Consider the following 24,485-nt stretch of genomic DNA (forward strand, 5'->3'; position numbering starts at 1 on the left):
AAGGAAATCAGAAGCCGCCGGAAGTTACCGGGCCCATGGATAGCCTTTTTCGTCACGTTCCGCCTGATACTTGGCGATAAGCTCCTGGTATTCGGCGAGTACGGCTTCGCCCGGCATACCGCTGTCGTTGGCTTTCTCGACCCACTCCGTGACGTACTTTTTGCTGGCCTCGAGAAGTTTGGCGCGCTCTGAAGCTTCCAGCCGGATGATCTCCATCTTGCGGCCATCGATCCCGTCGCTGAAGGCCTGTTCCGCGTCTGTATTGGCGGTTGCGAGGATGGCGCCGTAGTGGTCGGCGAATTCACTGGAAACCTCACGCAGAACGGCCCGCTGCGAATCCGAGAGCGCGGCCAGGCTGTCCTTGTTGCCCAGGATGGCAAAGGCACCGATCTGACCCCAATCGAAGATGGTCAGACTGTCTGCGACTTCATACTGCTTCAGTGCGCGGTAGGCATAGGTATAGCCTTGCGAGCAATCGATCAGGCCGGTATCCAAACCCTGATAGGCCTTGTAGATGCTCATGCGCACCATGTTGGCGCCAAAGTCCTTGAAGACCTTGCCGTAGGCGCCGATGCCGCGGACTTTCTTGCCCTTGATGTCTTCGACGGTCCGGATTGCGGAGCCTCTACAGGCGATTTGGACCGCCGAGGTCGAAAAGGCTGCAACAAAGCCGACGTTGTGCTTTTCGAAGGAGGCCTTCAGCGCTTCGTTGTTCGAAGCAAGATCGTAGGTTGCCCGCATACCGACCCAGCCGTCCGGATTGCCGAGCGGCAGATCCGCAACGGCAAGTGCGTGCATCTGTCTGGGAACATAGGCTGCGATAACGGAGCCCAGATCTGCGGCCCCGTCGCCAATGCCTTTCAGCGAGGATTTGGCGTCGAAAAGCGCGCCGCCCCACTGAAATTCGATTTTCAGATCACCGTTCGAGCGTTTGGCGATCTCATCCGCGAACCAATTGAGGGCTTTGGCGCGCGCGCCGCGATTGGGTGACGCTTCAGCATAGGTCAGAACCGTCTCGGCTTTAACGCTGTCGGCCGTCGTTGCCAGTGACGCGCCGGCGACGGCTGTAATGACCGTGGCGCCTGCAAACTTCATCCATAAACTCATCGTTTTCCTCCGCCTGTGTTTCCTGTAGGCCGGTTTCTGCGAACCGTGTTGCCGATTAAGTGATCTTTTGATGCGTGTAAGATCTGGACCCTTGCGCGATCGCACTCGATCTCACTGCAGATTGGGTGAGATTTCATTCTGACACAAAAGCAAACATTCGGGCTCCAGTCTTTCCACTGCTCAGACCGGCGATCAGGCACGACTTCTTTCCTGATTGACCGGCAGAGTTCAATTCCAATATGCGGAATATGTTTCCGCATATTGACCGCAATGCTAGCGCGTGATTTTCTGTGGGGCAATCGGCAATCAACATACCACTGTACTGCAAGCGCTGTTCGGGGTGGGATGACTTGCCCGAGTGGCGCATAATCTGCGTTGGAATATACCTGTTCGCGAACTCCGGGCACAAAACCGGGAACGGACAGGGTGATGGTTTTGGGAAGGTAACGACGCAATGCGGCGGATCCACGAAATGTTGGACCAATGGCTCACGCAAAGACCGAAGGAGCAGGCCTGCATCGACTTCGACGGCCGGACATTGACCTACGAAGGCTTCGGCGAAGCGGTTTCGGATGCCGCCGACCTGCTTCGGTCTGCCGGGGTGGGGCCGGGCGACCGGGTGACGCTCGTCTCGGAGAATTCGGTGGCTTCTGCGGCGATGGTTCTGGCCTGCAGCCGCCTGGATGCCTGGGTGAATCCGCTCAACGCGCGCATGACCGACAATGAGATCGGCCGGATCCTTGCTCATTGTCAGCCTCGCGTCATGATTTTTACACACAAAGCTTCCGATGCGGCCGCCCGCCATGCGGAACGGTACGGGGCACATGAATCGGCGCCGGCGGCCTTCGGACAGGTCATGTTCTGCGAATTTCCTGAGGTTGCGGCGGAGCCGGTCTTTGAAGCTGCGGAGCAGCAGGTGGCTGCGTTGCTTTACACGACCGGAACGACAGGCGATCCTAAAGGTGTGATGTTGAGCCATCGCAACCTGCTTTACATGGCCGAGGCCTCAACGACTGTGCGCGGCCTGAGCGCCGGGGAATATCTCTACTGCGTTTTGCCTATGACGCATGTCTTCGCCTTTGCGTCCGCATTTCTGGCCTCGATCTATTCCGGCGCGATGATCCGCTATGTGGCGCGTTTTGTGCCTGCGGATGTGCTCGCTGCTTACGCCGAGGGCGTCGTCGTGATGCAGGGCGTGCCCGCAATGTACGCGCAGTTGCTGAAGTACTGCGCCGATCACGACATTACCGAGCCGAAAGCCCCGAAACTGCGGTATCTCTCCGCCGGCGGCGCGCCTCTGGATCTGGACTGGAAGCGCAAGATCGAGCGGTTTTTCGGCCTGACGCTGCACAACGGCTATGGCATGACGGAAACCTCGCCCGGGATCTCCGCGACCGTGCCCGGCTATGAGCGCAATGATGACAGCTGTGGCCCGCCCCTGCCGGGATTGGATGTCCGCATGGTCCCGCCGCCTGGCCACGACGAACTGCGCGATAGCGTTGGCGAGATTGTGGTCAAAGGGCCCAACGTGATGATGGGCTACTACAAGAATCCGGAAGCAACCGCAAAAGTCCTCGACGCCGAGGGCTACCTGCACACCGGAGATCTGGGACGTTTCGACGAGAATGGTTGGATCTATGTCGTGGGACGCTGCAAAGAGCTGATTATCCGCTCCGGCTTCAACGTCTATCCGCCTGAGGTCGAGACGGCGCTCAACTCCTTTCCCGGCGTCGTACAGTCCGCCGTTGTGGGCGAACGCCTGAAAGACGGCAATGAGGATGTCATTGCATTTGTCGAAATCCGTCCAGCTGCAAATGTGACCGAAGAGGCCTTGAGGCAGCATGTGAAGGACCGGCTTGCGCCCTACAAGGTTCCCTCGCGTATGGTCCTGACTGAAAAACTACCGGCCGCCGGAACCGGCAAGATCCTGAAGCACAAGTTGCTGGAACACTTTGCTCATTCCAAAGAGGAACTGGCGAGCTGAACCGACCACCGAACCATTTTCAATCCACCGGAAAACCTGGAATTTTCAACAATGCTCGATGCTTATATCTACGATGGTTTGCGCACTCCCTTTGGCCGTCACAGCGGCGTCCTTGCGCCTGTCAGGCCCGACGATCTGCTCGGTTATGTGATCCGGCAGGTCGTGGAGCGCGCGCCCTTCGCCAAGGAAGACTACGAGGATGTTGTCGTAGGTTGTGTCTGCCAATCCGGTGAAGACAGCCGCAATGTGGGGCGCTTTGCGGGTCTTCTGGCGGGACTGCCGGTCGAGACCGGCGGTTTGACGGTAAACCGCCTTTGCGGCTCGGGCATGTCGGCGGTGCTCGATGTGGCGCGCTCGATCACCCTGAAGGAGGCGGACCTTTATATCGCCGGCGGTACCGAGAGCATGAGCCGGGCGCCGCTGGTCATGGGCAAGTCGGAAGCGCCCTATCAGCGGACCTTCGAGATGTACGACAGCGCGATCGGCAGCCGCTTTCCGAACAAGAAGATCGCGGCGGAATTCGGGATCGAGTCCATGCCGGAAACCGCCGACAACATAGACAAAGACTATGAGATCGGCCGGGAAGCTTCGGACGTCTTTGCCTACGGCTCCCAGCAGAAGTTCGAAGCCGCCCGGGCGGCGGGCTTCTTCGAGGAAGAAATCTGTGCCACCGAAGTGCCGCAGGGCCGCAAGAAACCGCCCTTGAGCGTGGCGGCGGATGAACATCCGCGCCCCGATACCAGCCTGGAAAAAATGGCGTCTCTGCGGCCGCTCTTCGAGGGCGGTGTGGTGACGGCCGCCAACGCTTCCGGCATCAACGATGGGGCCGGTGCCTTGATCGTCGGCTCGCGCGCCGCCGGTGAAAAGGCCGGCGTCGCGCCGCGCGGGCGCGTGCTTTCCGGTGCCATTGCCGGTGTGCCGCCACGCATCATGGGGGTCGGTCCCGCCTACGCCATTCCCAAAGCGCTGGCACGGGCCGGGCTTGAGATGAAGGATATGGATCTCATTGAAATCAATGAGGCTTTTGCGACTCAGGTGCTCGGCTGCTGCAAGATTCTGGGCCTGGATGCGGAGGATCCTCGTCTCAACCCCAACGGCGGCGCAATTGCCGTCGGCCATCCGCTGGGGGCTTCGGGTGCGCGCATTGTGCTGACCGGCCTGCGTCAGCTTGAGCGGACCGGAGGCCGGTATGGCCTGCTCTCCATGTGCATCGGTGCCGGGCAGGGCATCGCCATGGTGATCGAACGGGTATAGGTTTCAGTTCCTTAGAGATCCGGCCGGTCAGAATACGATTCGATTTATTGCTGGCCGACCGGATCCACGATCCCGCCGCTGCAGCCCGGCGCGGTTCTCTCGCCTGCCTGCAAGGCGTCGGCGAAGCTTATGGGTTCCGCGAGCGGACCGCCCAGATAAATCTTCAGTTCCGTGATGAGCCGGCGGTCGCCGTCATCCCTGCAGGTCACCTGCACGCGCGTGCCGCTGCCGGGTCCGAACGCTGTCTCAAAAGCCGCGCGGATGGCCTTCGCGGAAACGTTTTGACCGACATTTGCCACAAATAGTTTCTGTACCTCCGAAGAGTTGAGCTGCGCCATCATGCGCAGTGAGTCCCGATAGTAAGTCTCCGGATCGCTCGAATAGCAGGTGCCGTGTTTCACCCATTCATGACGATGGAGGAACGACGCGGTTCCGGGCATAACTTTTTTCAGCTCGTTCCGCGTCGAGGCTTCCAGGTCGAGCAGGGGCAGCCAGTCCCAGCGCCGGTCCTTGTCGTCCCGTTTCATGCGCGCGCTGACATCGCAGTAGACATTCTCGCGCGGCTGCGGCCAGAGGCCGTGGAGTGCAAAGTGGGATGCGTCGAAGCGGTCGTTATGCTGGCTTTTGCATTCCCGCTGCCGTGGGCGGGCTTCGCAGAAGGCCGGTTGCCAGGAGACGGCCAGCAACAGCGGCGTTGCGGGCGCAGCGATCTCATCCTCGTTGCTCGGTTCACCCGGACCGGCCCGCACGACATGGACGCCGCAGTCGATCCTGACCCATCTGTCGCTGTTACCGCTTTCACCCAGGCGGACCTGATAGTGGCTGGGGTTGTCCGCCCGGTTCTGACCCCGCAGAACATAAGCCCGTCCCGGCTCCAGCTCCTGGCCGCTGGATCCCCGCAGGGACTTGGAGGCGATGCAGGCCTCCTTAGCGATCAACCAGCCTTCCAGCTTTACGGACGCCCAGGCACAGTCGTTGAAGGTGGCGAGCGCTGCGGTGAGACTTGCGAGAAGAGTAATCCGCTTCATCCGGTTTCCTGTGCGTCACGGCTGCTGTTCAAAACAGCCATATCACATTTGGCGGATGTCCGTGGAACTCATCCTATGGTCGGCGGTGGCGGAAAGCGGAAGTGGCCGGTGATGCGGTTGGAGAAGAGCATGTCGTTGCGGCGGGTGCCGAAGCCTGCGTTGTGGATGATCAGCGGGCGCTTGCCGTCCGGGCTGGCATGGGCGCTGACGATGGCGATGTGGACCCGGTTGTTTGGGAAGACATAAGTCACAATGTCGCCGGGCAAATAGTCTTCCGGTTTCTTCGACTTTTGGCGAGCGGCGCCCTGGCGGGTGAAGTAGGTCGCGAGATTAGGGACGCGCCGGTGATCGATGTTCCGGTCCGGGCCTTTGAGATTCCAGAGTTTCGGATAGGCACTGAAGTCGCTGCGCATGTCCTCGTGCACCAGGCGTTGCAGGTCCAGGGCGAAGGCGTCGCGGTAGGCGCGGATGATCACGTCGGTGCAGACGCCGCGCTCGATGGGAATGTCGCCGCTGGGATAAGCGATGCGCACATAGGCCGGGTCGTAGCTGACGGTTCTGCCGATCTGGGTTTCGGCAGCGGTGACCAGTTGGCTGTTCCAGGCGTCGGGTTCTGGCAGTGGCGCAGCCGCATAGGGTTCCGGCGGACCGGCGAGCGCCTGTTTCAGTTCCGCCTGCACCAGAGGGGCGGCGCGACCGATGCTTTTGCGTTCCAGAAAGGCCCAGCCCGAGAGCGCGGCGAGGCTCAATCCGCCAGCGAGTACGCTGCGTCGTTTGATTCCCATGGGGCGGGAGTGTCGTCAGGAATTAAGGCCCAACTGTGGAGCCATTAGGGCAATTTGCGGAAGGATTTTCCGGCGTTCTAACCTGCCGAGATCGAGTTCAGCCTTGAAGAGGCCTTGCGCATTTCCTGCTCGAAGCGGCGCACGATATCCGCCAGGGGTTCGATGGCATCGGCGAAGACCACCGACTGTCCGACCGAAAGCAGGCCACGCTTGCAATCGCCGGTCTCGTAAGCTTGTTTGCCGATCTTGCCAGACACATAAGGAATCAGATCCTGGATCGTGACCTCGTCCTGTTCCGCCTCGATCTTCGCGACGATCTCGGTGGTCTCGTTGCGCAGGGCCCGCACGGTGTTGCGTACGGACTGCATGATCATAGTGGTGTCGCGTTCGCTGGCGTCGATCAGGCGCTGCTTGTAGCCTTCGTGCGCCCATATTTCCTTGGCGATGGTAAAGCGGGTGCCGACGACCACGCCCGCCGCGCCCATGGCGAGCGCCGCGATCACCTGTGTTCCGGTGCCGACCCCGCCGCCGATCAGGTAGGGGATTTCGATCTGCTCGTCGGCCATGGCGCTCTGCACGAAGCTGCCGATGACGTCCAGACCCGGATGGCCGCCGCATTCCGCGCCGACGATGGAAACTGCATCCACGCCGACCGATTGTGCCTTGGCGGCGTAGCGTACCGCCGGAACCTTGTGGAGGACGACGACACCGGCGGCCTTCAGGGGCGGCAGATAGGGCTCCGGGTTGCGGCCCGACGTCTCGACGAACCGCACGCCCTCCCCGACGATCAGATCGAAGATCTCGTTGGTCCGCTCGCCCTGCACCAGCTTGGGCAGCATGGAGACGTTGACTCCAAAGGGCGCGCCGTCGCAGAGATCCCGGCACTTGCGGATCTCATCGCGCAGAGATGCGATGTCTGGGAAGCTGGCGGCGGTGATGAAACCGATGATTCCGGCCCGGCCCGCCGCCGAAACATAGTCGGCGTTGGCGAGCCATTGCAGACCGCCCGCGACGATGGGCAGGCGGATGCCGAAGAGCTCCGTGGCTGCGGTTTTGTAGGTCAGGGGGAGCGTGCTGTCCGGCATCAGGTGGGGTCTCCAGCCTCGTCGTCCGCCATTGGGCGAAAGCGGGGCTTGCGTTTTTCCAGAAAGGCGGCGATGCCCTCGGCGCCTTCGGCGGTGCCGAAGGAGGCGGCCATGGATTGGGCTTCTAGTTCGAGCTGCTCGTCCAGCGTTGTTGTCGCGCCGCTGTCGACCAGGTGTTTGATTCGCGCCATGGCGCCCTCCGGCCCCTGCGCGAGCCGCTGAGCAATGGCGGTGGCTTCGTCGACCGCCTGGCCCGTCTCCACGATCCGGTTGATGGTGCCCAGATCATAAAGCCGTTGCACGCCGACCCGGTCACCTGTCAGGCAAAGCTCGCTGACCAGTTGGCGCGGCAGGCTGCGCGACAGGAAGGCGGTTGCGCCACCATCCGGTGTCAGGCCGATCTTGACGTAGGCAACGGAGAAGTATGCGTCGCGCGCGGCGACGACCATGTCACAGGCCAGGGCCATGGAAACACCGGCGCCGGCCGCGCCACCCTCGATGGCGGCGACAATGGGTTTCGGGCAGGCGCGCATGGCGGTGATCAGACTGTGCAGCTTGTCGATGCCCTGGCGCCGCTCGCTCTCCTTCATGGTCGTGCGTTCCTTGAGCACGGTCAGATTGCCACCGGAGCAGAAGAAATCTCCGGCGCCGGTTAAAACAATGGCGGCAACGGAGGTGTCCCCACCCGCGTCTTCGAGCAGCTCGCGGAAACCCCTGTAGAACTCCGGTGTCAGGGCATTGCGTGTGCCCGGGTCGCTGTTGACGACGATGAGGACCGCGCCCTCTTTCCTGGTTTCGATCATGCCGTTTCTACTTCGAGCGTTTGAAGACACCGGTTGCCGTGGCGATGAGGCGGTCATCCTCGCTGCGCACCTCCGCCTCGCAAAAGAGTGTCTTGTAACCGCCGCCTGTTACGCGCCCGGTGGCACGGATGGTGCCTTCGGCGACCGGGGCGATGAAGTTTGTGGTCAGCGACATGGTGACGAAGGGAATGCCCGCGTCTTCGGCGGCGTGGCGGCTGCAGGCATAGCCGCAGGCGGAGTCCATCACGGTCACGATGATGCCGCCATGCAGAACCTCGCGCCGGTTGCGGTGCTGCGGTCCGATGGTCAGCAGAACATCGGTGTGCTCGGGATAAACCCGTGCCATGTAACCCATGGATTCCTGTGCGCCGGTGTCGTTCTGGAAAATGAGCGCGCCGTCAGCATCGCGCCGCCCGTGACTTTTGTTTTCGCTGGTCATGAAGTCTGGGCTTTACGAAGCTTGAGAGAGCGCCGCAAAACGCTCCAGATGATGATCTGCATCGCCGAAGAGATGATCGATCATGGTCAGGCGTTTGGCGAAGTGAGGCAGGGCGTACTCCCAGGTCATACCGATGCCGCCGTGCATCTGAATGGATTCCTCGGCGACCAGGCGGGCTGAGCGTCCGACCAGGTTCTTGGCGGCACTGAGGGCGGCCTCCCGCGTGGCGCGGTCCTCTTTCATGCGTCCGGCAGCCAGAATCGTTGCCGAGCGCGCCTGCTCGATCTCCAGGCACATTTCGACCATGCGGTGCTGCAGAACCTGAAACTTGCCGAGCGGCACACCGAACTGTTTGCGGGTCTGCAGGAACTCCAGGGTCATGTCCTTGGCGACATCCATGGCGCCCAAAGCCTCGGCGCAAACTGCCAGGATGCCGCGACCGATAGCTTCCTCGATCACCGGGAAGGCCTTGCCCAACTCACCAATGACTGCGTCCTCGCCGACCGCCACGTCCTCGAGAGTGATTTCCGCTGCCCGTCCGCCGTCGACCGTTGCATAGCCGCGCCGGGAAATGCCTTTTGCATCCGTGTCGATCAGGAACAGCGTCAGGCCGTCCTCGTCGTCATCGGTGCCGCTCGTCCGGGCTGAAACGATGATTTTATCCGCTGCATCCCCGTTCAGGACCACGGCTTTTTGCCCATCCAAGACCCAATCGCCATTGGTCCTTTCCGCCTGGCAAGTGATGTCCGAAAGGCTGTAGCGGCTTTGCGGTTCGCCGTGGGCGAAAGCCAGCAGCAACTCGCCGGAGATAACCTTCTCCAACAGACCCTTCTGACTGTCGGAACCCGCTTCGGCCAGGATGCCCGCGCCCAGAACGGCTGTCGGCAGCACCGGCTCGACCACGATGGCGCGGCCGAGCTCTTCCATCACGGTCATAACGTCAAAGCCTTCGCCGCCGAAGCCGCCGACCTCTTCCGGCAGCATGGCGCCGATCAGGCCCAATTCGGCCATCTGGGCCCAGAGCTCCCGGCTGAAGCCCTGTTCGGATCCGGCGATCTCGTTGCGGGTTTCGAAGCCGTAGCGGTCCTGAAGAAAGCGCGAGAGGCTTTCTTTCAGCATGCGGCGGTCGTCAGTGAGGTTAAAGTCCATGGATTACAGTCCCAGCATCATCTTCGCGACGATGTTCTTTTGTATTTCGTTCGAGCCGCCGTAAATCGAGACTTTGCGCATGTTGAAATACTGCGAGGCGACCGGGTTGGCGTAATCCGGTCCGATCGGCGGTTCGTTATAACCCTCGTCCAGGCCCTCCGGCACGAAGGGGGCCGCGTAGGGGCCGAGGGCCCGGCGCAGAAGATCGGTGATCTCCTGACGGATCTCCGTACCCTTGATCTTCAGCATGGAACTCTCGACACCGGGAACGCCACCGTGCTGCGCCGCCGAGACGGTCCGCAGGTTGAAGGTTTCCATGGCCATGAGATCGATCTCGACCTGGGCGACCCGGGAGGCAAACAACGGGTCCTGGGCCAGGGGCTTGCGGCCCTTCATCTGCCTGGCGGCGACCTGTTTCAAGTGGGCCAGGCCGTTCTTGGCGAAGGCGACACCGGCGATGCCCGTGCGCTCGTAAGTCAGCAGGTACTTGGCATAGGTCCAGCCCTTGTTTTCCTCGCCAACCAGGTTTCCGACCGGGACGCGAACGTCCTCGAAGAAAACTTCGTTGACCTCATGCTCGCCGTCCAGGGTGACAATCGGGCGGACCGTGATGCCCGGTGTCTTCATGTCGATCAGCAGGAAGGAAATGCCCTGCTGCGGCTTGCAATCGCTGTCGGTGCGGACCAGACAGAAGATCCAGTCGGCGAAGTGTCCGAGCGTGGTCCAGGTCTTCTGACCGTTCACCAAGTAGTGGTCGCCGTCCCGGACAGCCTTGGTCTTGAGCGACGCAAGGTCAGAACCGGACCCAGGTTCCGAGTAACCCTGGCACCACCAATCGTCACCGTTCAGGATGCGCGGCAGATAGTGAGCGCGCTGTTCGTCGCTGCCGAACTTGATCAGCACCGGCCCCAGCATATTAAGGCCGAAAGGTACGACACGCGGTGCGCCCGCGGCCACGCACTCTTCCTCGAAGATGTGTTTTTCAATCGGCGTCCAACCCGTCCCGCCGTGATCAACTGGCCAGTGCCAGGCAAGCCAGCCGCGTTCGTTCAGGCGCGTGTGCCAGAGTTCGTAGTCACCCTTCAGAAGGCGCTTGCCGCCCTTGACCTTGGCGGCCAGAGCCTCCGGCAGCTTGTCCTTCAGAAAACCGCGGACCTCGTCACGGAAGGCGATCTCTTCAGGCGTAAAGTTCATGTCCATGACGCTGCGCCTTTCATTTGTTGAGGCTTTCAAAATTTTCGCCGCGCTCCACCAGATCCACCAGCAGTTTGGCGGGCTGCCAGGCGAAGGCGTCTTCTTCGGCGTAGCTGCGAATGTCGGCCAGGATCTGGTCGAGACCGACCATATCGGCATACTTCATGGGGCCGCCGCGCCAACGCGGGAAGCCGTAGCCGTAGAGCAGGGTGACATCGATATCCAATGGCCGCAGGGCGATGCCTTCTTCCAGCACCTTGGCGGCCTCGTTGATCATGGCGGCCAGGTAGCGGCGCTGGATCTGCTCCGGCGTGAAGCTCTTGGGCTCGATGTCCTTCTTGGCGCGTTCCTGCACGACGATGTTTTCCACCACCGGGTCTTTGGCGCCCCGCCGGTTCCCCTCGCTGTAGAGATACCAGCCGGCACCGGACTTCTGGCCCATGCGGCCGGCTTCATAGAGGCGGTCGGCAACCTCCACGTAGCGTTCCCGGGGATCGCGGGTGGCGTCCAGGCGGCGGCGGGTCATCCAGCCGATGTCGACACCGGCCAGATCGCTGACCTGGAAGGGCCCCATGGGGAAACCGAACGCGCGGATCGCATCATCGACTTCATAGGGGCTGGCCCCGTCCTCGACCATATAGTCGATCTGCTTGCGGTAGGTGGCGAGAATACGGTTACCGATGAAACCATCGCAGACACCTGCGCGCACGCCCACCTTGCCCAGGCGTTTGGCCAGCGCGAAGCCGGTGGCGACGACTTCCGGTGCCGTCTGATCGCCCACCACGATCTCAAGCAGCTTCATGACATGAGCCGGGGAGAAGAAGTGCAGGCCGATCACGTCGGAGGGACGTGAGGTTCCGGCTGCCAAGGCGTCGACATCCAGATAGGAGGTGTTGGTGGCCAGGATCGCGCCTGCTTTTAGGACCGCATCGAGCTGCGCGAAGACGCCTTTCTTGACCTCCATGTCTTCGAAAACCGCTTCGACAACAATGTCGACATCGGAAAGCGCGGCATAGTCGGTCGAGCCGGAGAAACTCTCCGTCATCACCGCGGCCTTGCTGCCCGCGGTCAGCTTGCCGCGTTTGACAGAGGCCTCCAGGATCTTATCCACGGTCGCTTTGCCGCGGGCGAGACTTTCTTCGTCGCGCTCGATCATGATCACCTGAAGACCGGAAAGCAGCATGGAAACGGCAATACCCGCGCCCATGGTGCCGCCGCCGACAACACCGGCCGAAATCAGCGGCCGCCGCGCGGCGCCTTTCAGGCCGGGGACCTTGCCGACCTGCCGTTCGGAGAAAAAGGCGTGGATCAGACCGGCGCGTTGCGGCGATTCCACGCATTCCTGAAAGAGTTCGCGTTCCCGTTTGATGCCATCATCGAAGGGCAGCTCGACCGCCGCCTGAACCGCGTCGACGATCTTGTGGGGGGAGAAGAGGCCGCGCGCGGTTTTCTTCAGCTTCCCGCGGGCGTCGTCGAAGACATCGGACTTGCCACGGTCAGCGAGAATTTCGTCTTCGAGGTCACGCACGCGGCGCAGGGGATAGGCCTCGTCGATGGCCTTGCGGGCGAAGGCGAGACCGGCTTCGAGCGGTGTTTCGGCCTTGGAGACTTCATCGATCAGACCCAGGGACAGGGCCTTTTCCGCCGCGACGAAATCGCCGGAAAGGATCATATCAAGCGCCTTGGCGGCGCCGATCAGGCGCGGCGTGCGCTGCGTTCCGCCGGCCCCCGGCAGGATACCGAGTTTGACTTCCGGCAGCCCGACCTTCGCGCCGTCGAGCGCGACCCGGTAATGACAGCCGAGCGCGACTTCGAAACCACCGCCGAGTGCGGTGCCGTGCAGGGCGGCGATGACCGGCTTGGGGCAGGCATCCATGTCCTCGATCACTTCGGGAAGCGACGGCGGCTGCGGCGGTTTGCCGAACTCACGGATATCGGCCCCGGCGATAAAGGTTCGCTCCGCGCCGAGGATCACGATCGCACGGACCGCGTCGTCATTGGCCGCCTCGTTCAACCGCTCCTTCAGGCCCTGACGGACAGCCTGTCCCAGGGCATTGACCGGCGGGTTATCCACGACAATGGCTGCGATATCACCGTGGCGTTCGAGCCGCACCACCTCACTCATTACAGTCTCCCGGCTGCGTTTATTGTTAACTCAGAGCTACTCTAGACCAAGCCCTACCAGGCATCGACCGTCTTTCCAGGGTGGCGGTGAGCTGTGGAATTTTTCAGAGAATAGCGACCCGGTTTCGTTATTCCAATATATAAAATACTATTCCGCATATCGGAATTTCAATTTACCTTCCGGGACCTGATCAGGTTCATGCGCGTAACAGTCTCGGATGTCGAATCCTGGGGTGTGATCGGGACTGCTGTCACTCTGGCGGGAGGGGGATCTCGGGCCAGGAGCCGGTGACCTCCGGCTGCACCGGACGTTCCAGATAGGTTGACAAAACGACAAAGCTCTTGGTGCCTTTAACGCCCGGCAGGACATAAAGCTGTGACAGGAAGTGTTCCAGGGCAAGCGCGCTCTCGGTCCTTACCTTCAGGATCACGCAAGTGTCGCCCGCGACCGAGTGCATCTCTTCCACCTCCGGAAAAGCCTTCAGTTTCATCATGCGTTGGCTCTTGCCCCACCCCTCCGCATCGACGTGGATAAAGGCGAGAAAGGGCTTTCCGACCGCCGGTCCATTGATCATCGCGCTCGTCCCGGCAATGGCACCGCTTTCTTTCATGCGTTTGACCCGGTCGTGGACCGCCGGAGCTGAGAGACCTGCGCTCTGGCCGACCTGGGCGTAGGTCTGGCGGGCGTCCCGGGTCAAAGCACTTAAGATTCTTCGGTCGAAGTCGTCCAATGGGCGGCTTGACCTCAGTTTTGGCTGAACATCCTCTGCTTCTCGATTCATCTTTCAGATTGCCCCTATTTTTATAATTCATTCCGCATATCCTTATTTTAGCGAAAGGATATTCAGTATGCTCGAATCAATTATCAATCCAGCTGCGGGTATTTACCCGGCCACGGGGGACTATGTTCATGGTCTGGAGGTTCGCCGTGCGCGAAGGCAGCTTTTTGTCAGCGGGACGATGGGGCTCGATATTCATGGCAATGCTCCGCCGGCACTCGATGAGCAACTTGAGCTGATCTGGCAAAATCTACGGCGCATTCTGACCGAGGCGCAGATGACCACGGACAATATAGTGCGGGTTACGAGCTATCTCACGAAGCCTGAATTCGCCCAAAAGAATCAGGAAGCGCGCGTAAGGGCCCTGGGAAACAGGCGCGTTCCGACAACTGCGATTGTTGTGCAGACACTCGACCCGGCATGGCTGGTTGAACTGGAGATAACGGCCGTTGCGGAATGAACTCTGTTTGCCTTGCGGGAACTACGCGGTAGGATCCATTCTTAAGTGCTCTGGCCCATTCTGGCTTCCAGATCGCCGACCCGGCGGCGCAGCAGAGGCCCGACCTCCTCGGTGATGCGGGCTTCCGTGAGGTTATTGCTGAGATCGCCGCAGTTGAAGACGAAAGCCTGGGAGGCTTCGTGGCTCCGGAACGGAACCGCGACGGCATTGATGGTGTCGACCCAGCCGCCGATGGAGGTGGTGTAGCCCAGGGACAACAACTGCTGACGCGCTCTCTTGACTATGCTGTCGAAGGCGTCACCGGTCAGTTCGCCGGAGGCCACGAATTCCTGGCGCAGGCCGCGGCATTCGCGTTCCGAGGCAGAGGCAAGAAAACAGAGACCTGAAGCCGTCTTGTCGAGGGGAATCTTGCGGCCGACCTCCAGCCAGATCGTCGCCGCCGCGCGGGGCCGCCAGCAATGGGCATAGAGCATCGAGAGCTGATCGCGGACCGTGAAGGCGACCAGAGTGCCGGTCTCGTCCGCAAGCTCCTGCATGATCGGATTGGCGATCTCCAGAAACGGCAGGTTCACCCGGGCTATATTACCCAGTGCCAGCGCCGCCGGGCCGAGACGGTACTTTTCGATCGAGCGTAGGTGGTCGAGATAGCCCAGTTGGGAAAGCGTGTAGGTCATGCGCGATACGGTGGACTTGGGCAGGCCGGTGCGCTCGGAAAGCTCCTGATTGCCCAGAGGGCCGTCGGAGGTGCGGAAAGCGCGCAGGACACTTAGGCCCCGGGCCAGCGTGGTGGCGAAACGGCGGTCAGGGCCAGCTTCCTCGGGAGGGTCTTCCTCGCGGAGACCTTCGCCGCTTTCGCCTGTTTTCGATATCGGAGTCACGCCTTCGCCCTCGCCAAAATGATCAGACCGGACTACAGCAGAAACCCCGCGCAGGTCAAATGGTCCGCTCTACTTGCGCCGTGGCGCGGTCAGCTCGAGCCATTCCCTCAGGCGGGTTTCCGGGCTTTCGGCCAGAAGCACGTCGGTGACGACTGAGATGGAGTCCGCGCCCGCCTCGAAGACAGCAGGTGCGCGCTCGATGGTCAGGCCTCCGATGGCGACCAGAGGCACGTCGCCCACTTTTTCCTTCCAGCCGGTGACCTTTTCCACGCCTTGCGGCGCCCACTTCATGGCCTTGAGGATCGTGGGGTAGACGGGGCCGAGCGCGACATAATCAGGCTTCAGGGCGAGGGCGCGGTCGAGTTCCCTGTCGTCGTGGGTGCTGACCCCAAGACGCAGGCCGCCGTCCCGGATGGCCGTGACATCGGCGTCGTCCAGATCTTCCTGGCCCAGATGTACATAGTCGCAGCCCAGCTCTAATGCCAGTTGCCAGTAGTCGTTCACGATCAGCTGGCAGCCGGCTTCGGCGCAGAGGGTTTTGGCCTCGGCGATTTGCACGCGCAGTTCCGCCTCAGGCTTATCCTTGATGCGTAGCTGCACCAGTTTCAGGCCCAGCGGCAAAAACCGTGGCAGCCATTTGACGCCGTCGATGATGAGGTAAAAGGGATCGAGCATCAGTTGTTCCAAAAGGGTGTGCCTGCTACGGGCGTGGAGGGGGCAGCCATGTCGCGGGTTTCTATTGGCTCCGCCTCAAAAGCCGTCCGTCCGGCCTCGATCGCGGCGGCGAAGGCCCTGGCCATGGCGACCGGATCTCCGGCCTTGGCGACGGCGGTGTTGAGCAGGATGGCGTCGTAGCCCAGTTCCATGGCCTGGGCGGCGTGGGAGGGCAAGCCGATGCCGGCGTCCACCACCAGGGGCACCTTGGGAAAGTGCGCGCGCAGGCTGCGCAGGCCGTAGAGATTGTTCAGGCCGCGCCCGCTGCCGATCGGCGCGCCCCAGGGCATCAGCACTTCGCAGCCGGCAGCCAGCAGCTTTTCCGCGACCACCAGATCTTCGGTGGTGTAGGGAAAGACTTCGAAACCTTCGGAACAGAGAATGCGCGCGGCCTCCACCAGTCCGAAGACGTCCGGCTGCAGGGTGTCGTCCTCGCCGATCACCTCCAGCTTGACCCAGGGCGTGTCGAAAAGCTCGCGCGCCATCTGCGCCGTGGTGACCGCTTCCTTCACCGTCTTGCAGCCGGCGGTGTTGGGCAGGACACGGACGCCGGACTCCTTGATCAGCGACCAGAAGGCCTGGCCGGCACGCTCCGTACCCGACTCCCGGCGCAGGGAGACCGTCGCGATCTGCGCGCCGGAGGCCTTCAGGGACTCCAGCATGATCGCGGGCGAGGGATAGAGCGAAGTGCCGAGCAGGAGACGGGACTGAACGCTCGTGCCGTAAAAGTCGAGGCTCATGGGGTTATCCGCCCTTCATGGGGGCGATAACTTCGATCTGATCGTTTTCCGACACCGCCAGTTCCAGACGCTTGCCTTTGGGGGCGAACTCGCCGTTCAGCGCGGTCGCGACCACCGCGCCGTCGTAGTTCAGTTCGCTCAGAAGTTCGGCGAGCGTGGCCGCCGCGGTCTCATGCGGCTGACCGTTAACCGTGACCCTCATTCGTAATCTCCTCTGGTGCCGATATCCTCCGGCACCTTCCCCTCCAACAGATAGTCTGCCGCCCGGCGCGCAACGGCAGGCGCGGCCAGATAGCCGTGCCGGTACATCCCGTTGACCCGCAGCGTGCGTCCGTCCCGGCGAATCCGCGGCAGATTGTCGGGAAAGGCCGGACGGGCGTCGACGCCGATTTCGACAATTTCCGCCTCGCCGAACGCCGGGTGCAGTGCGTAGGCCGCCGAGAGCAGCTCCAGCACGGAACGCACCGTCGGGCGCTCCCGCTCTTCGCTTTCTATCATGGTCGCCCCGACCATGAACAGGCCGCCGCTACGGGGCACGATATAGAGCGGAATGCGGGGATGCAGCAAGCGGATTGGCCGGCTGAGGGAGACTTCATCGCTTTTGAGCAGCAGCATCTCACCCTTGACCCCGCGCAGATCCGGCAGCTTGTCGCGCGCCGCCAGACCCCGGCAGTCGAGGCGCCAGTCCGCGTCGGGCTCGGCTTCCAGGTGGCTGTCCGAGAGCGCTTCCTCGAAGCGGAAGGAAACCCCCAGGCTTTTCAGACGTTCGACCAGTGCCGGCAGGACTTCGCGCGGATCGAAGTGGGACTCTTCGGGAAAGAAGAGACCCGTGGCGAAGCGCTCCGCCAGATCCGGCTCCAGGGCCGCGATGCGGGCGGAATCAGCGGGCTCCCAGCCTTCCGTGACCCGTCCGAAGCGCTTGAGGTCCGGTGTGTCTCGGGCAGCGGCCACTACGAGAGTACCGTTCTTCACGGGCTTCGGATCCAACTGGTCCCAGAAGGCCATGCTCTCTGCCCCCAAGACACCGATGATGGGCTCCGCGGATTCCATTTCGCAGCCGGGCGCGAGCATGCCCCCGGCCCACCAGGAACAGCAACTCGCATCCGGTCCGGCGCTGCCCGCGACCAGGGTGACCGGACAGCCCCGCTCGGCGAAGGTGAGGGCGCAGGTCAGGCCGACGACCCCCGAGCCGACAATCTCGACCCGGGGTGCATTGGTGCTAGAGTTCGGCATTGGATTCCTTCTCCGCGACTTTGGCATCGACATAGAGATCGCCGCCCAGGCGTTTAAAGGTCTCACTCATCTGGGCCATGCCCTGTTCTTTATCGTTGAGGCGGTCAGCGAAGTCGCGGACCTCCTGGCTGATCTTCATGGAACAGAACTTGGGGCCGCACATGGAGCAGAAATGCGCGACCTTGTGGGCCTGCTTGGGCAGGGTTTCGTCATGGAACTTCTGCGAGGTTTCCGGGTCCAGGGAGAGATTGAACTGATCCTGCCAGCGGAAATCGAAGCGGGCCTTGGAGACCGCGTCGTCCCGGATCTGCGCGCCCGGATGGCCCTTGGCGAGATCGGCGGCATGGGCCGCGATCTTATAGGTGATCACGCCGACCTTCACGTCGTCCCGGTTGGGCAGCCCCAGGTGTTCCTTGGGCGTGACGTAGCAAAGCATGGCGCAGCCGAACCAGCCGATCATGGCGGCCCCGATACCAGAGGTGATGTGATCGTAACCCGGTGCGATGTCGGTGGTCAGCGGGCCGAGCGTGTAGAAGGGGGCCTCGCCGCATTCGCGCAGCTGCTTGTCCATGTTGACTTTGATCTTGTGCATGGGCACGTGGCCGGGGCCTTCGATCATCACCTGGCAGCCCTTGTCCCAGGCGACCTGTGTCAGCTCGCCCAGGGTTTCCAGCTCGGCGAACTGGGCGCGGTCGTTGGCGTCGGCAATGGAGCCGGGCCGCATGCCGTCTCCCAGGGAGAAGGAGACGTCATACTTGTTGCAGATCTCGCAGATCTCGGCGAAGTGCTCGTAGAGGAAGCTCTCCTTGTGATGGAAAAGGCACCACTTGGCCATGATCGAACCGCCGCGCGAGACGATCCCGGTGACCCGTTCGGCAGCCAGATGCACGTAGCCTAACCGCACGCCCGCATGGATCGTGAAGTAGTCGACGCCCTGTTCCGCCTGCTCGATCAGGGTGTCGCGGAAAACCTCCCAGGTCAGGTCTTCGGCCACGCCGTTCACTTTTTCCAGGGCCTGATAGATCGGCACCGTCCCGATGGGTACGGGGGAGTTGCGGATAATCCATTCGCGGGTGTTATGGATGTTCCGGCCGGTGGAGAGGTCCATGACCGTGTCCGCGCCCCAGCGGATCGCCCAGACCATCTTCTCGACCTCTTCCTCCACCGAGGAGGTCACCGCCGAATTGCCGATGTTGGCATTGATCTTCACCAGGAAGTTCCGGCCGATGATCATCGGCTCCAGTTCCGGGTGATTGATGTTGGCTGGGATGATCGCGCGTCCGGCTGCGATTTCGCTGCGCACGAACTCCGGTGTGATGAACTCGGGGATCTCCGCCCCGAAACTCTCGCCGCCGGCAAGCGTTACGGCGGCATCCGGCAGGGCCTGTTGCCGACCCAGGTTCTCTCGTTCCGCGACGTAGACCATCTCTTCGGTGATGATACCGGCGCGGGCGGCCTGGAGCTGGGTCAGGGGCTTGCCGCCCTTGCCGCGCAGCGGGCGGTGCCGGATCGGGAAGGCGCGGGCGAGGTGATCGCCGCTGACGTTGCCATTGTCCTCGGGCCGGATATCGCGGCCTTCGCAGGCTTCGACATCGCGGTCGTTCGTCCAATACAGCCGGTGGCGGGGCAGGCCCTGCTCGACATCGATCTTTACGGTCGGGTCACTGTAAGGCCCGGAGGTGTCATAGACACGGACCGGCGCTTCCGCCGGATCGCTCAGCGCGATTTCCCGAAAGGGTACGCTAAGGTCCGGTTTTGCCTCGGGATGGGTGTGAATCTTGATCGACGCGGGCAGCGGGCCCGTCGTTACCTTTGGCGTTGCGGACGCGGTTTCGGAATAGGTCGTTTCAGTCACGAAAAATCTCCCGGATAGGTTGCGAGTGAAAAGACCCGGGGAGAGCTCTGGGAAACTGTGGGTATGTATCTGTCTGTGACATTGAGACTCCACTCCCTTCGCCGGCATGACCCGGATCAGGTTCTAAGAGTCCGACGCGGCAACAGCGCCATCTCAGTCCTTTGCCAAAAGGACACCCCTAGGAATGACTAAATCGATATCACGCAAGCGCATGCAGTTCCAGAGATTTGTATGTTTGCCGTCGCGATTCAGCGGCGGTCGAAGGCCAGCTTCGCGGCGAGCCCGAGGAAGATGCAGCAGGTCAGCCAGCGATAGACGGCCATGAGTTTCGCACTCGACGCCAGTGTGCGCCCGATCCCGCCGGAGAAGCCGCCGACAACCCCGTTGATCACCGTACCACCGACGTTCAGGATCGCGCCGAAGATCAGGAACTGGAGGATTGTCGACCCGCGCGAGGGGTCCACAAACTGCGGGACGAAAGCAAGGATGAAGATCGCCACTTTGGGATTGAAGAGGTTCACGATTGCGCCGTCGCGCCAGGCGGCGAAGACACCGCCTGATCCAACCTGCGCAGCCGACAGAGGTGCATTGCGGCTGCGGACCGCCTGGATCGCCAGCCAGACCAGATAGCTCACACCGGCCCAGCGCACGATCTCGAAAGCGAAAGGATAGGCCGCGAGCAACGCGGCTAACCCGAAAGCGGCGAGCAGCGAGTGAACGAAGGAACCTGTGGCGACGCCCAGGCTCGCCGCGACGCCGGCTCGCGGTCCGGATTTCAAACCTTGTCCCAGGCAAAAGAGCATATCGCTGCCGGGCGTCATGTTGAGTGCCAGGGCGGCGGGAATGAAAATGAGAAGCTGGGCCGGATCGATCATGTCTCTGAGCCTTGCTGAGCAAATATGTTGTTACGCCAGGATCGTCTCGATCTTCTCCTGAACGCTGAGGGCCTCGGCAGGCGTCGCCAGGAGGTGCGGTTCCCGCTGCAGGCAGTTGTCCAGTTCGTTGAGCTGCCGCTGAAGACTGTCGCGCCGGGGATCGGCGGGACGTTGCAATACCTCCCTAAAGTCTTCTCCTTCCGAAGACCAGAGTTGATAGAACTCCGAGACCCGGTAACTGCGCTCCGAACCTTTGACCGTCACCTCCTGCCGGTCCGGTTGCGTGCCGCCGACCGAGCCCAGGATCGTTACAGGGACGCCCTGGGCATTCTCGAGCCGCGCCAGGACGTGGGTTTCGCAGAGGTCTCCGTCCACCGGATAACTGGGATGGGCAGCGACCAGCCTGGTCGGGCCGATCACCCGCTCACTGAAAAATACAAAGTGTGAAATGACTTCACGGGTAAAGCCGCCCTCGGCCCGGAACCGCAGCCAGTCGGCATCGACCTGCCAGGCGCGCGGCCAGGCCGGATAGGTGACGACGATATCAACGCCTTCCAGTTTACCCATTTCTCCTGCTTTCTTGGCGCGCTGGATCTCGGAAAGCGCCCGCCCGGCCGCCTGGGTGAAGTTGACGGCGGCGGGCACCATGGCTTGCTCCAGGTGCACAACCAGATCCCGGCTCTCCTCGATGTCGATCCCGAGCGGTTTTTCCAGAAAGACGGCCTTTCCGGCGGCGGCAGCGGTCAGGGCATAGGCTTTGCGCGGGACCGGCGGGCAGGCGAGGTAGACGACCTCCGCCGCGGCCATGGCTTCCTCTGCGGATCCTACGACCGGTACCTCGGGCGCTTCTTCGCGCGCCTTGTTGCAGGCTTCGCTCGAAGGGTCCCAGACCGCGACCGGCTCGAAGGCGACATGGTTGCGCAGGTTGGCCAGCAGACGCCGCCCCATGATCCCCAGGCCGATCACAGCGATTTTGTGAGTGGGTGGGGTTTTGTGTTTGGCCGACATCTGCTTTCCTTACCTTGTTTACGCTTGATCAGGGCTTCTTGCCCGCGTTGGGTTCACTTCCGGGCGGGGCCTTGGCGTTCGGCTGATGCAGCCCAGAGATTCACGCCGCCCTCGACGGCATAGCGGTCGATTTCCTTCAGTTCCTTGTCCGAGAACTCCAGATTATCGAGAGCTTCTACCGAGTTGCGGACCTGCTCGGGCTTGCTGGCACCGATCAGCGCGGTCGTCACGCGTCCGCCACGCAGGGCCCAGGCGATGGCCATCTGGGCCAGGGTCTGGCCGCGTTTTTTGGCGATCTTGTTGAGAGCGCGAATCCGGGTCAGATTGTCTTCGGTCAGGAAGGCCGGACGCAGGGCCCCGCCCTTGGCGGCGCGGCTGTCTTCCGGCACGCCCTTCAGATACTTGTCGCTCAACATGCCCTGGGCCAGCGGCGAGAAGATGATCGAGCCGATACCTTCCTCGTCCAGAGTATCGAGCAGGCCGTCTTCCTCGATCCAGCGGTTGATCATGGAGTAGCTCGGCTGGTGAATCAGGCAGGGCGTGCCCAGATCGCGCAGGATTTTGGCGGCCTCTCGGGTACGCTGGGCGTTGTAGGAGGAGATACCGGCGTAGAGCGCTTTGCCCTGGCGCACCGCGGTATCCAACGCGCCCATGGTTTCTTCCAGCGGCGTGTCGGGGTCGAAACGGTGGGAATAGAAGATATCGACGTAATCGAGCCCCATGCGCAGCAGGCTCTGGTCCAAACTGGCGAGGACATACTTGCGGCTGCCCCATTCGCCGTAAGGACCGGGCCACATGAGATAACCGGCCTTGGTCGAAATCACCATTTCGTCGCGGTAATTGGCGAAATCCGTGCGCAGCATATCGCCGAAGTTCTCTTCCGCTGAGCCCGGAGGGGGCCCGTAGTTGTTGGCGAGGTCGAAGTGGGTGATGCCGAGATCGAAGGCCGTGCGGCAGATCTCTAAAGCGTTGTCGCGCGGCGCATTGTCGCCGAAGTTGTGCCAGAGCCCGAGAGAGATCGCCGGCAGCCGCAGACCGCTTTTGCCGCAGCGATTGTAAATCATCTTCTCGTAGCGGTTTTCGGCGGGCAGGTAACTCATGTGCTTTCCTCCTGAGAGCGTCCTTTGGAACGACGCTCGATCTGACTCTCTGATTTGGCCGGAATTCTCGTCCGGCTATCGGATGTTATACCAACCCGAATTTATCCCGGCGCCGGGGCGAGTATCCGGCGAAAGGAACGATCCCGTTTCAGATGCCACTCCCGGCTCATGGCTTCCCCGCGGGTTTGATAACGCTCGGCATAGATCAGCTTCCATTGGCGGCCGCGCGTCGATTTCGCGCCGGTGCCCGCGTTGTGTCTTTCGACGCGTTTTTCGAGGTTGTTGGTCCAGCCGACGTAGGTCCGCCTGCCTTTCCCATCATCAGTTCCAATAACATAAACGAAACAGGACATCCCTTCAGAAACCCGTGAACTGCCGCTACATTTTAGTGATACGAGGGATTTTTAGTGGTCTGAAGGGGTCATGAAGCGATGGCCGAGACCGGTGTCATAGGCCAGGCCATCGGCAGTTAAGGTCGCGACCGCCATGGGGTTGTTGTTGTGGGTCAGCCCCTTGCGGGTTAGCGCCGACCAAACCGCCGGATTGGTGAGACCACTGGCATCCCGTGTCGAGATGGTGAAGTCTCCAACATGCAGATGGTTGCCGTGGGCGTGCGGCAGTTGCAGCAGGGCGGCCTCGCCGGTTGCTTCGTCCCGTTGTGCCATGCCGGGATCTCGTGCAAGAACCTGCGCCAGAGCCAGAGTCCGCAATTGCAGTTTGTTGAGTTTGAGCGGGTTTTTCTTCGGTGGCATGGCTAACCTGTCAAAGTTGGCTATCATGCAGGCATGGCAATCGTTCACGCTTGATTGAACGAAACCCGGTCACCGGGAACTAAGCCAGGCTTGCAAATCTTGAAATTCTGGTTTGTCGTGCGGACATTGTAACGGCTGCCCCGGTCAATGCAAAAAAGACTTGCGGAGCTCATCGCCGATAAATCGCCGCTCAGAGAAGGAACGAACCTTGGATCAGATTATCTTTCATGCCTATCCCCAGTCTCCGGTGTCGGAAAAGGTCCGGGTCGGCTTCGGCATCAAGAACCTGGCCTGGCGTTCCGTCGAGGTGCCGCGCATCCCGCCCAAACCGCTTCTGATGCCTCTGACCGGCGGCTATCGGCGCGCGCCTGTGATGCAGATCGGCGCCGATGTTTATTGTGACAGCCAGTGTATTCTGCGAGAGCTTGAGCGCCGTTTTCCCGAGCCGACCTTTTATCCCGGTGGCGCGGACGGCATGGTCTGGGGCGTGAGCCGCTGGACCGACGGCGTCCTCTTCGACACCACGGTCAAGCTGGTTCTGGGGGCGGCCGCCGATGAGCTGCCTGAAGCCTTCGCCAAAGACCGCGGGCGCCTGTATCTGGGCCCCAACGCGGATTTGCAGGCGGTTAAAGCCGACCTCGCACATGTCATCTCGCAGGTCAGGCCGCAGCTTGGCTGGATGGATCAACGTTTGAGCGGTGGCCGCAAATTCATGCTGGGGGATCATCCCGGCCTACCCGATGCCGTCGCCTACTACCATGTCTGGTTCATCCGCGGCCGTTGGTCCAGGGGACCGGAGTTTCTGAGCCAATTCCCCGCACTGGAAGCCTGGGAAAAACGTGTCGCGGCCTTGGGCCACGGTGAGCCAAGTGACATGACCGGCGAGGAGGCTTTAGAGATCGCAAAAGCAGCTGAGACGATCACGCCGGAGGGCGTTGATCCGCTGGACCCGCTTGAGCTTCAAGTCGGCGACAGGGTGAGTATCGTCGCGGACGTGGACGGCGGTGAGACCGGCGTCGAGGGGCCTGTGCATCTTGTCGAGCGCGACCGCATCGCGATCGACCATGAAGCAGCCGAGGTCGGCAAAATCTGTATTCACTTCCCCCGTGTCGGATATCGTGTGACGCGGGTGTGAAGCA

Annotated in this window: 25 protein-coding genes and 1 riboswitch; of the genes, 4 read left to right on the forward strand and 21 right to left on the reverse strand. The window is 61.8% G+C overall.

The window, feature by feature from the left end; translation table 11 throughout:
* Positions 1-24: 24 nt before the first annotated feature.
* A complete protein-coding gene (locus FKG95_RS00680; protein ID WP_218940028.1) occupies positions 25-1,095 on the reverse strand; it encodes a C4-dicarboxylate TRAP transporter substrate-binding protein in 1,071 nt (356 codons plus the stop codon).
* A 484-nt stretch (positions 1,096-1,579) separates the two neighbouring features.
* Here FKG95_RS00680 and FKG95_RS00685 point away from each other — a divergent pair, with 484 nt between their 5' ends.
* Together FKG95_RS00685 and FKG95_RS00690 are read left to right on the forward strand one after the other, a co-directional pair.
* Positions 1,580-3,091, forward strand: a complete 1,512-nt coding sequence (locus tag FKG95_RS00685) for a class I adenylate-forming enzyme family protein (protein ID WP_179953866.1) — start codon at positions 1,580-1,582, stop codon at positions 3,089-3,091.
* A gap of 51 nt (positions 3,092-3,142) precedes the next feature.
* Positions 3,143-4,345 (forward strand): 3-oxoadipyl-CoA thiolase, encoded by a 1,203-nt coding sequence (locus tag FKG95_RS00690; protein ID WP_142894136.1) that lies wholly within the window; start codon positions 3,143-3,145, stop codon positions 4,343-4,345.
* Between the two features lie 44 nt (positions 4,346-4,389).
* Here FKG95_RS00690 and FKG95_RS00695 read toward each other — a convergent pair whose 3' ends face one another.
* The 9 genes from FKG95_RS00695 to FKG95_RS00735 all read right to left on the reverse strand — a co-directional run bounded on the left by FKG95_RS00695 (position 4,390) and on the right by FKG95_RS00735 (position 13,734).
* The gene (locus FKG95_RS00695) at positions 4,390-5,373 is read right to left on the reverse strand and encodes a ribonuclease T2 family protein (protein ID WP_142894139.1); all 984 of its coding nucleotides are present in this window, start codon (positions 5,371-5,373) and stop codon (positions 4,390-4,392) included.
* A gap of 68 nt (positions 5,374-5,441) precedes the next feature.
* The gene (locus FKG95_RS00700) at positions 5,442-6,158 is read right to left on the reverse strand and encodes a DUF1287 domain-containing protein (RefSeq protein ID WP_142894142.1); all 717 of its coding nucleotides are present in this window, start codon (positions 6,156-6,158) and stop codon (positions 5,442-5,444) included.
* A 77-nt stretch (positions 6,159-6,235) separates the two neighbouring features.
* Positions 6,236-7,243: an NAD(P)H-dependent flavin oxidoreductase gene (locus tag FKG95_RS00705; RefSeq protein ID WP_142894146.1), complete on the reverse strand. Its 1,008-nt coding sequence runs from the start codon at positions 7,241-7,243 to the stop codon at positions 6,236-6,238.
* Entirely contained in the window at positions 7,243-8,046 is an 804-nt protein-coding gene (locus tag FKG95_RS00710) for an oxepin-CoA hydrolase, alternative type (RefSeq protein WP_142894149.1), read from the reverse strand. Before FKG95_RS00710 ends, FKG95_RS00705 begins: the two co-directional genes overlap by 1 nt.
* Before the next feature lie 7 nt (positions 8,047-8,053).
* Positions 8,054-8,485 (reverse strand): PaaI family thioesterase, encoded by a 432-nt coding sequence (locus FKG95_RS00715; RefSeq protein WP_142894151.1) that lies wholly within the window; start codon positions 8,483-8,485, stop codon positions 8,054-8,056.
* A 12-nt stretch (positions 8,486-8,497) separates the two neighbouring features.
* The gene (locus tag FKG95_RS00720) at positions 8,498-9,634 is read right to left on the reverse strand and encodes an acyl-CoA dehydrogenase family protein (RefSeq protein WP_142894153.1); all 1,137 of its coding nucleotides are present in this window, start codon (positions 9,632-9,634) and stop codon (positions 8,498-8,500) included.
* 3 nt (positions 9,635-9,637) lie between these two features.
* On the reverse strand, positions 9,638-10,834 hold the full coding sequence (locus FKG95_RS00725; RefSeq protein WP_142894157.1) for an acyl-CoA dehydrogenase family protein: 1,197 nt from the start codon (positions 10,832-10,834) through the stop codon (positions 9,638-9,640).
* 13 nt (positions 10,835-10,847) lie between these two features.
* Complete coding sequence (locus tag FKG95_RS00730) at positions 10,848-12,953, reverse strand: 3-hydroxyacyl-CoA dehydrogenase NAD-binding domain-containing protein (RefSeq protein WP_142894161.1); 2,106 nt, start codon at positions 12,951-12,953, stop codon at positions 10,848-10,850.
* A gap of 250 nt (positions 12,954-13,203) precedes the next feature.
* Entirely contained in the window at positions 13,204-13,734 is a 531-nt protein-coding gene (locus tag FKG95_RS00735; RefSeq protein WP_142894165.1) for an Lrp/AsnC family transcriptional regulator, read from the reverse strand.
* 67 nt (positions 13,735-13,801) lie between these two features.
* Here FKG95_RS00735 and FKG95_RS00740 point away from each other — a divergent pair, with 67 nt between their 5' ends.
* Entirely contained in the window at positions 13,802-14,191 is a 390-nt protein-coding gene (locus tag FKG95_RS00740; RefSeq protein ID WP_142894169.1) for a RidA family protein, read from the forward strand.
* Positions 14,192-14,232: 41 nt separating this feature from the next.
* On the opposite strand, the gene FKG95_RS00745 is transcribed toward FKG95_RS00740, so the two are convergent.
* The 11 genes from FKG95_RS00745 to FKG95_RS00795 all read right to left on the reverse strand — a co-directional run bounded on the left by FKG95_RS00745 (position 14,233) and on the right by FKG95_RS00795 (position 23,346).
* Complete coding sequence (locus FKG95_RS00745; RefSeq protein WP_142894173.1) at positions 14,233-15,069, reverse strand: IclR family transcriptional regulator; 837 nt, start codon at positions 15,067-15,069, stop codon at positions 14,233-14,235.
* A gap of 69 nt (positions 15,070-15,138) precedes the next feature.
* On the reverse strand, positions 15,139-15,744 hold the full coding sequence (locus FKG95_RS00750) for a thiamine phosphate synthase (RefSeq protein WP_218940029.1): 606 nt from the start codon (positions 15,742-15,744) through the stop codon (positions 15,139-15,141).
* Positions 15,744-16,523: a thiazole synthase gene (locus FKG95_RS00755; protein ID WP_142894176.1), complete on the reverse strand. Its 780-nt coding sequence runs from the start codon at positions 16,521-16,523 to the stop codon at positions 15,744-15,746. Before FKG95_RS00755 ends, FKG95_RS00750 begins: the two co-directional genes overlap by 1 nt.
* Before the next feature lie 4 nt (positions 16,524-16,527).
* Entirely contained in the window at positions 16,528-16,725 is a 198-nt protein-coding gene (thiS, locus tag FKG95_RS00760; RefSeq protein WP_142894179.1) for a sulfur carrier protein ThiS, read from the reverse strand.
* Positions 16,722-17,756: an FAD-dependent oxidoreductase gene (locus tag FKG95_RS00765; RefSeq protein WP_142894182.1), complete on the reverse strand. Its 1,035-nt coding sequence runs from the start codon at positions 17,754-17,756 to the stop codon at positions 16,722-16,724. Before FKG95_RS00765 ends, thiS begins: the two co-directional genes overlap by 4 nt.
* Positions 17,743-19,611: a phosphomethylpyrimidine synthase ThiC gene (gene thiC, locus FKG95_RS00770; RefSeq protein WP_142894184.1), complete on the reverse strand. Its 1,869-nt coding sequence runs from the start codon at positions 19,609-19,611 to the stop codon at positions 17,743-17,745. Before thiC ends, FKG95_RS00765 begins: the two co-directional genes overlap by 14 nt.
* Before the next feature lie 75 nt (positions 19,612-19,686).
* A riboswitch (TPP riboswitch) is annotated at positions 19,687-19,801 on the reverse strand.
* A gap of 58 nt (positions 19,802-19,859) precedes the next feature.
* Positions 19,860-20,486, reverse strand: coding sequence for a LysE family translocator (locus FKG95_RS00775; protein WP_142894186.1), 627 nt, complete (start codon positions 20,484-20,486; stop codon positions 19,860-19,862).
* A 30-nt stretch (positions 20,487-20,516) separates the two neighbouring features.
* Complete coding sequence (locus FKG95_RS00780) at positions 20,517-21,494, reverse strand: Gfo/Idh/MocA family protein (RefSeq protein WP_142894188.1); 978 nt, start codon at positions 21,492-21,494, stop codon at positions 20,517-20,519.
* Between the two features lie 53 nt (positions 21,495-21,547).
* Positions 21,548-22,594 carry an L-glyceraldehyde 3-phosphate reductase gene (gene mgrA, locus FKG95_RS00785; protein WP_142894190.1) on the reverse strand — a complete coding sequence of 349 codons (1,047 nt, stop codon included), beginning with the start codon at positions 22,592-22,594 and terminating at the stop codon, positions 21,548-21,550.
* Positions 22,595-22,695: 101 nt separating this feature from the next.
* Positions 22,696-22,947: a GIY-YIG nuclease family protein gene (locus FKG95_RS00790; protein ID WP_142894193.1), complete on the reverse strand. Its 252-nt coding sequence runs from the start codon at positions 22,945-22,947 to the stop codon at positions 22,696-22,698.
* 51 nt (positions 22,948-22,998) lie between these two features.
* Positions 22,999-23,346 (reverse strand): hypothetical protein, encoded by a 348-nt coding sequence (locus tag FKG95_RS00795; protein WP_142894194.1) that lies wholly within the window; start codon positions 23,344-23,346, stop codon positions 22,999-23,001.
* Positions 23,347-23,554: 208 nt separating this feature from the next.
* Between FKG95_RS00795 and FKG95_RS00800 the strand changes: the two genes are divergently transcribed.
* Entirely contained in the window at positions 23,555-24,481 is a 927-nt protein-coding gene (locus tag FKG95_RS00800; protein ID WP_218940030.1) for a glutathione S-transferase family protein, read from the forward strand.
* The last annotated feature ends 4 nt before the right edge of the window (positions 24,482-24,485 follow it).

Origin of the sequence: Denitrobaculum tricleocarpae (assembly GCF_007004665.1) — a bacterium.
In the GTDB taxonomy this organism is placed as follows: domain Bacteria; phylum Pseudomonadota; class Alphaproteobacteria; order Kiloniellales; family Kiloniellaceae; genus Denitrobaculum; species Denitrobaculum tricleocarpae.

Excerpts from the sequence above, each read along its gene's own strand:
- FKG95_RS00680 (WP_218940028.1), bottom strand. The coding sequence starts at position 1,095 with ATGAAGTTTGCAGGCGCCACGGTCATTACAGCCGTCGCCGGCGCGTCA.
- FKG95_RS00685 (WP_179953866.1), top strand. The coding sequence starts at position 1,580 with ATGTTGGACCAATGGCTCACGCAAAGACCGAAGGAGCAGGCCTGCATC.
- FKG95_RS00690 (WP_142894136.1), top strand. The coding sequence starts at position 3,143 with ATGCTCGATGCTTATATCTACGATGGTTTGCGCACTCCCTTTGGCCGT.
- FKG95_RS00695 (WP_142894139.1), bottom strand. The coding sequence starts at position 5,373 with ATGAAGCGGATTACTCTTCTCGCAAGTCTCACCGCAGCGCTCGCCACC.
- FKG95_RS00700 (WP_142894142.1), bottom strand. The coding sequence starts at position 6,158 with ATGGGAATCAAACGACGCAGCGTACTCGCTGGCGGATTGAGCCTCGCC.
- FKG95_RS00705 (WP_142894146.1), bottom strand. The coding sequence starts at position 7,243 with ATGCCGGACAGCACGCTCCCCCTGACCTACAAAACCGCAGCCACGGAG.
- FKG95_RS00710 (WP_142894149.1), bottom strand. The coding sequence starts at position 8,046 with ATGATCGAAACCAGGAAAGAGGGCGCGGTCCTCATCGTCGTCAACAGC.
- FKG95_RS00715 (WP_142894151.1), bottom strand. The coding sequence starts at position 8,485 with ATGACCAGCGAAAACAAAAGTCACGGGCGGCGCGATGCTGACGGCGCG.
- FKG95_RS00720 (WP_142894153.1), bottom strand. The coding sequence starts at position 9,634 with ATGGACTTTAACCTCACTGACGACCGCCGCATGCTGAAAGAAAGCCTC.
- FKG95_RS00725 (WP_142894157.1), bottom strand. The coding sequence starts at position 10,834 with ATGGACATGAACTTTACGCCTGAAGAGATCGCCTTCCGTGACGAGGTC.
- FKG95_RS00730 (WP_142894161.1), bottom strand. The coding sequence starts at position 12,953 with ATGAGTGAGGTGGTGCGGCTCGAACGCCACGGTGATATCGCAGCCATT.
- FKG95_RS00735 (WP_142894165.1), bottom strand. The coding sequence starts at position 13,734 with ATGAATCGAGAAGCAGAGGATGTTCAGCCAAAACTGAGGTCAAGCCGC.
- FKG95_RS00740 (WP_142894169.1), top strand. The coding sequence starts at position 13,802 with ATGCTCGAATCAATTATCAATCCAGCTGCGGGTATTTACCCGGCCACG.
- FKG95_RS00750 (WP_218940029.1), bottom strand. The coding sequence starts at position 15,744 with ATGCTCGATCCCTTTTACCTCATCATCGACGGCGTCAAATGGCTGCCA.
- FKG95_RS00755 (WP_142894176.1), bottom strand. The coding sequence starts at position 16,523 with ATGAGCCTCGACTTTTACGGCACGAGCGTTCAGTCCCGTCTCCTGCTC.
- thiS (WP_142894179.1), bottom strand. The coding sequence starts at position 16,725 with ATGAGGGTCACGGTTAACGGTCAGCCGCATGAGACCGCGGCGGCCACG.
- FKG95_RS00765 (WP_142894182.1), bottom strand. The coding sequence starts at position 17,756 with ATGCCGAACTCTAGCACCAATGCACCCCGGGTCGAGATTGTCGGCTCG.
- FKG95_RS00775 (WP_142894186.1), bottom strand. The coding sequence starts at position 20,486 with ATGATCGATCCGGCCCAGCTTCTCATTTTCATTCCCGCCGCCCTGGCA.
- FKG95_RS00780 (WP_142894188.1), bottom strand. The coding sequence starts at position 21,494 with ATGTCGGCCAAACACAAAACCCCACCCACTCACAAAATCGCTGTGATC.
- mgrA (WP_142894190.1), bottom strand. The coding sequence starts at position 22,594 with ATGAGTTACCTGCCCGCCGAAAACCGCTACGAGAAGATGATTTACAAT.
- FKG95_RS00790 (WP_142894193.1), bottom strand. The coding sequence starts at position 22,947 with ATGTCCTGTTTCGTTTATGTTATTGGAACTGATGATGGGAAAGGCAGG.
- FKG95_RS00795 (WP_142894194.1), bottom strand. The coding sequence starts at position 23,346 with ATGCCACCGAAGAAAAACCCGCTCAAACTCAACAAACTGCAATTGCGG.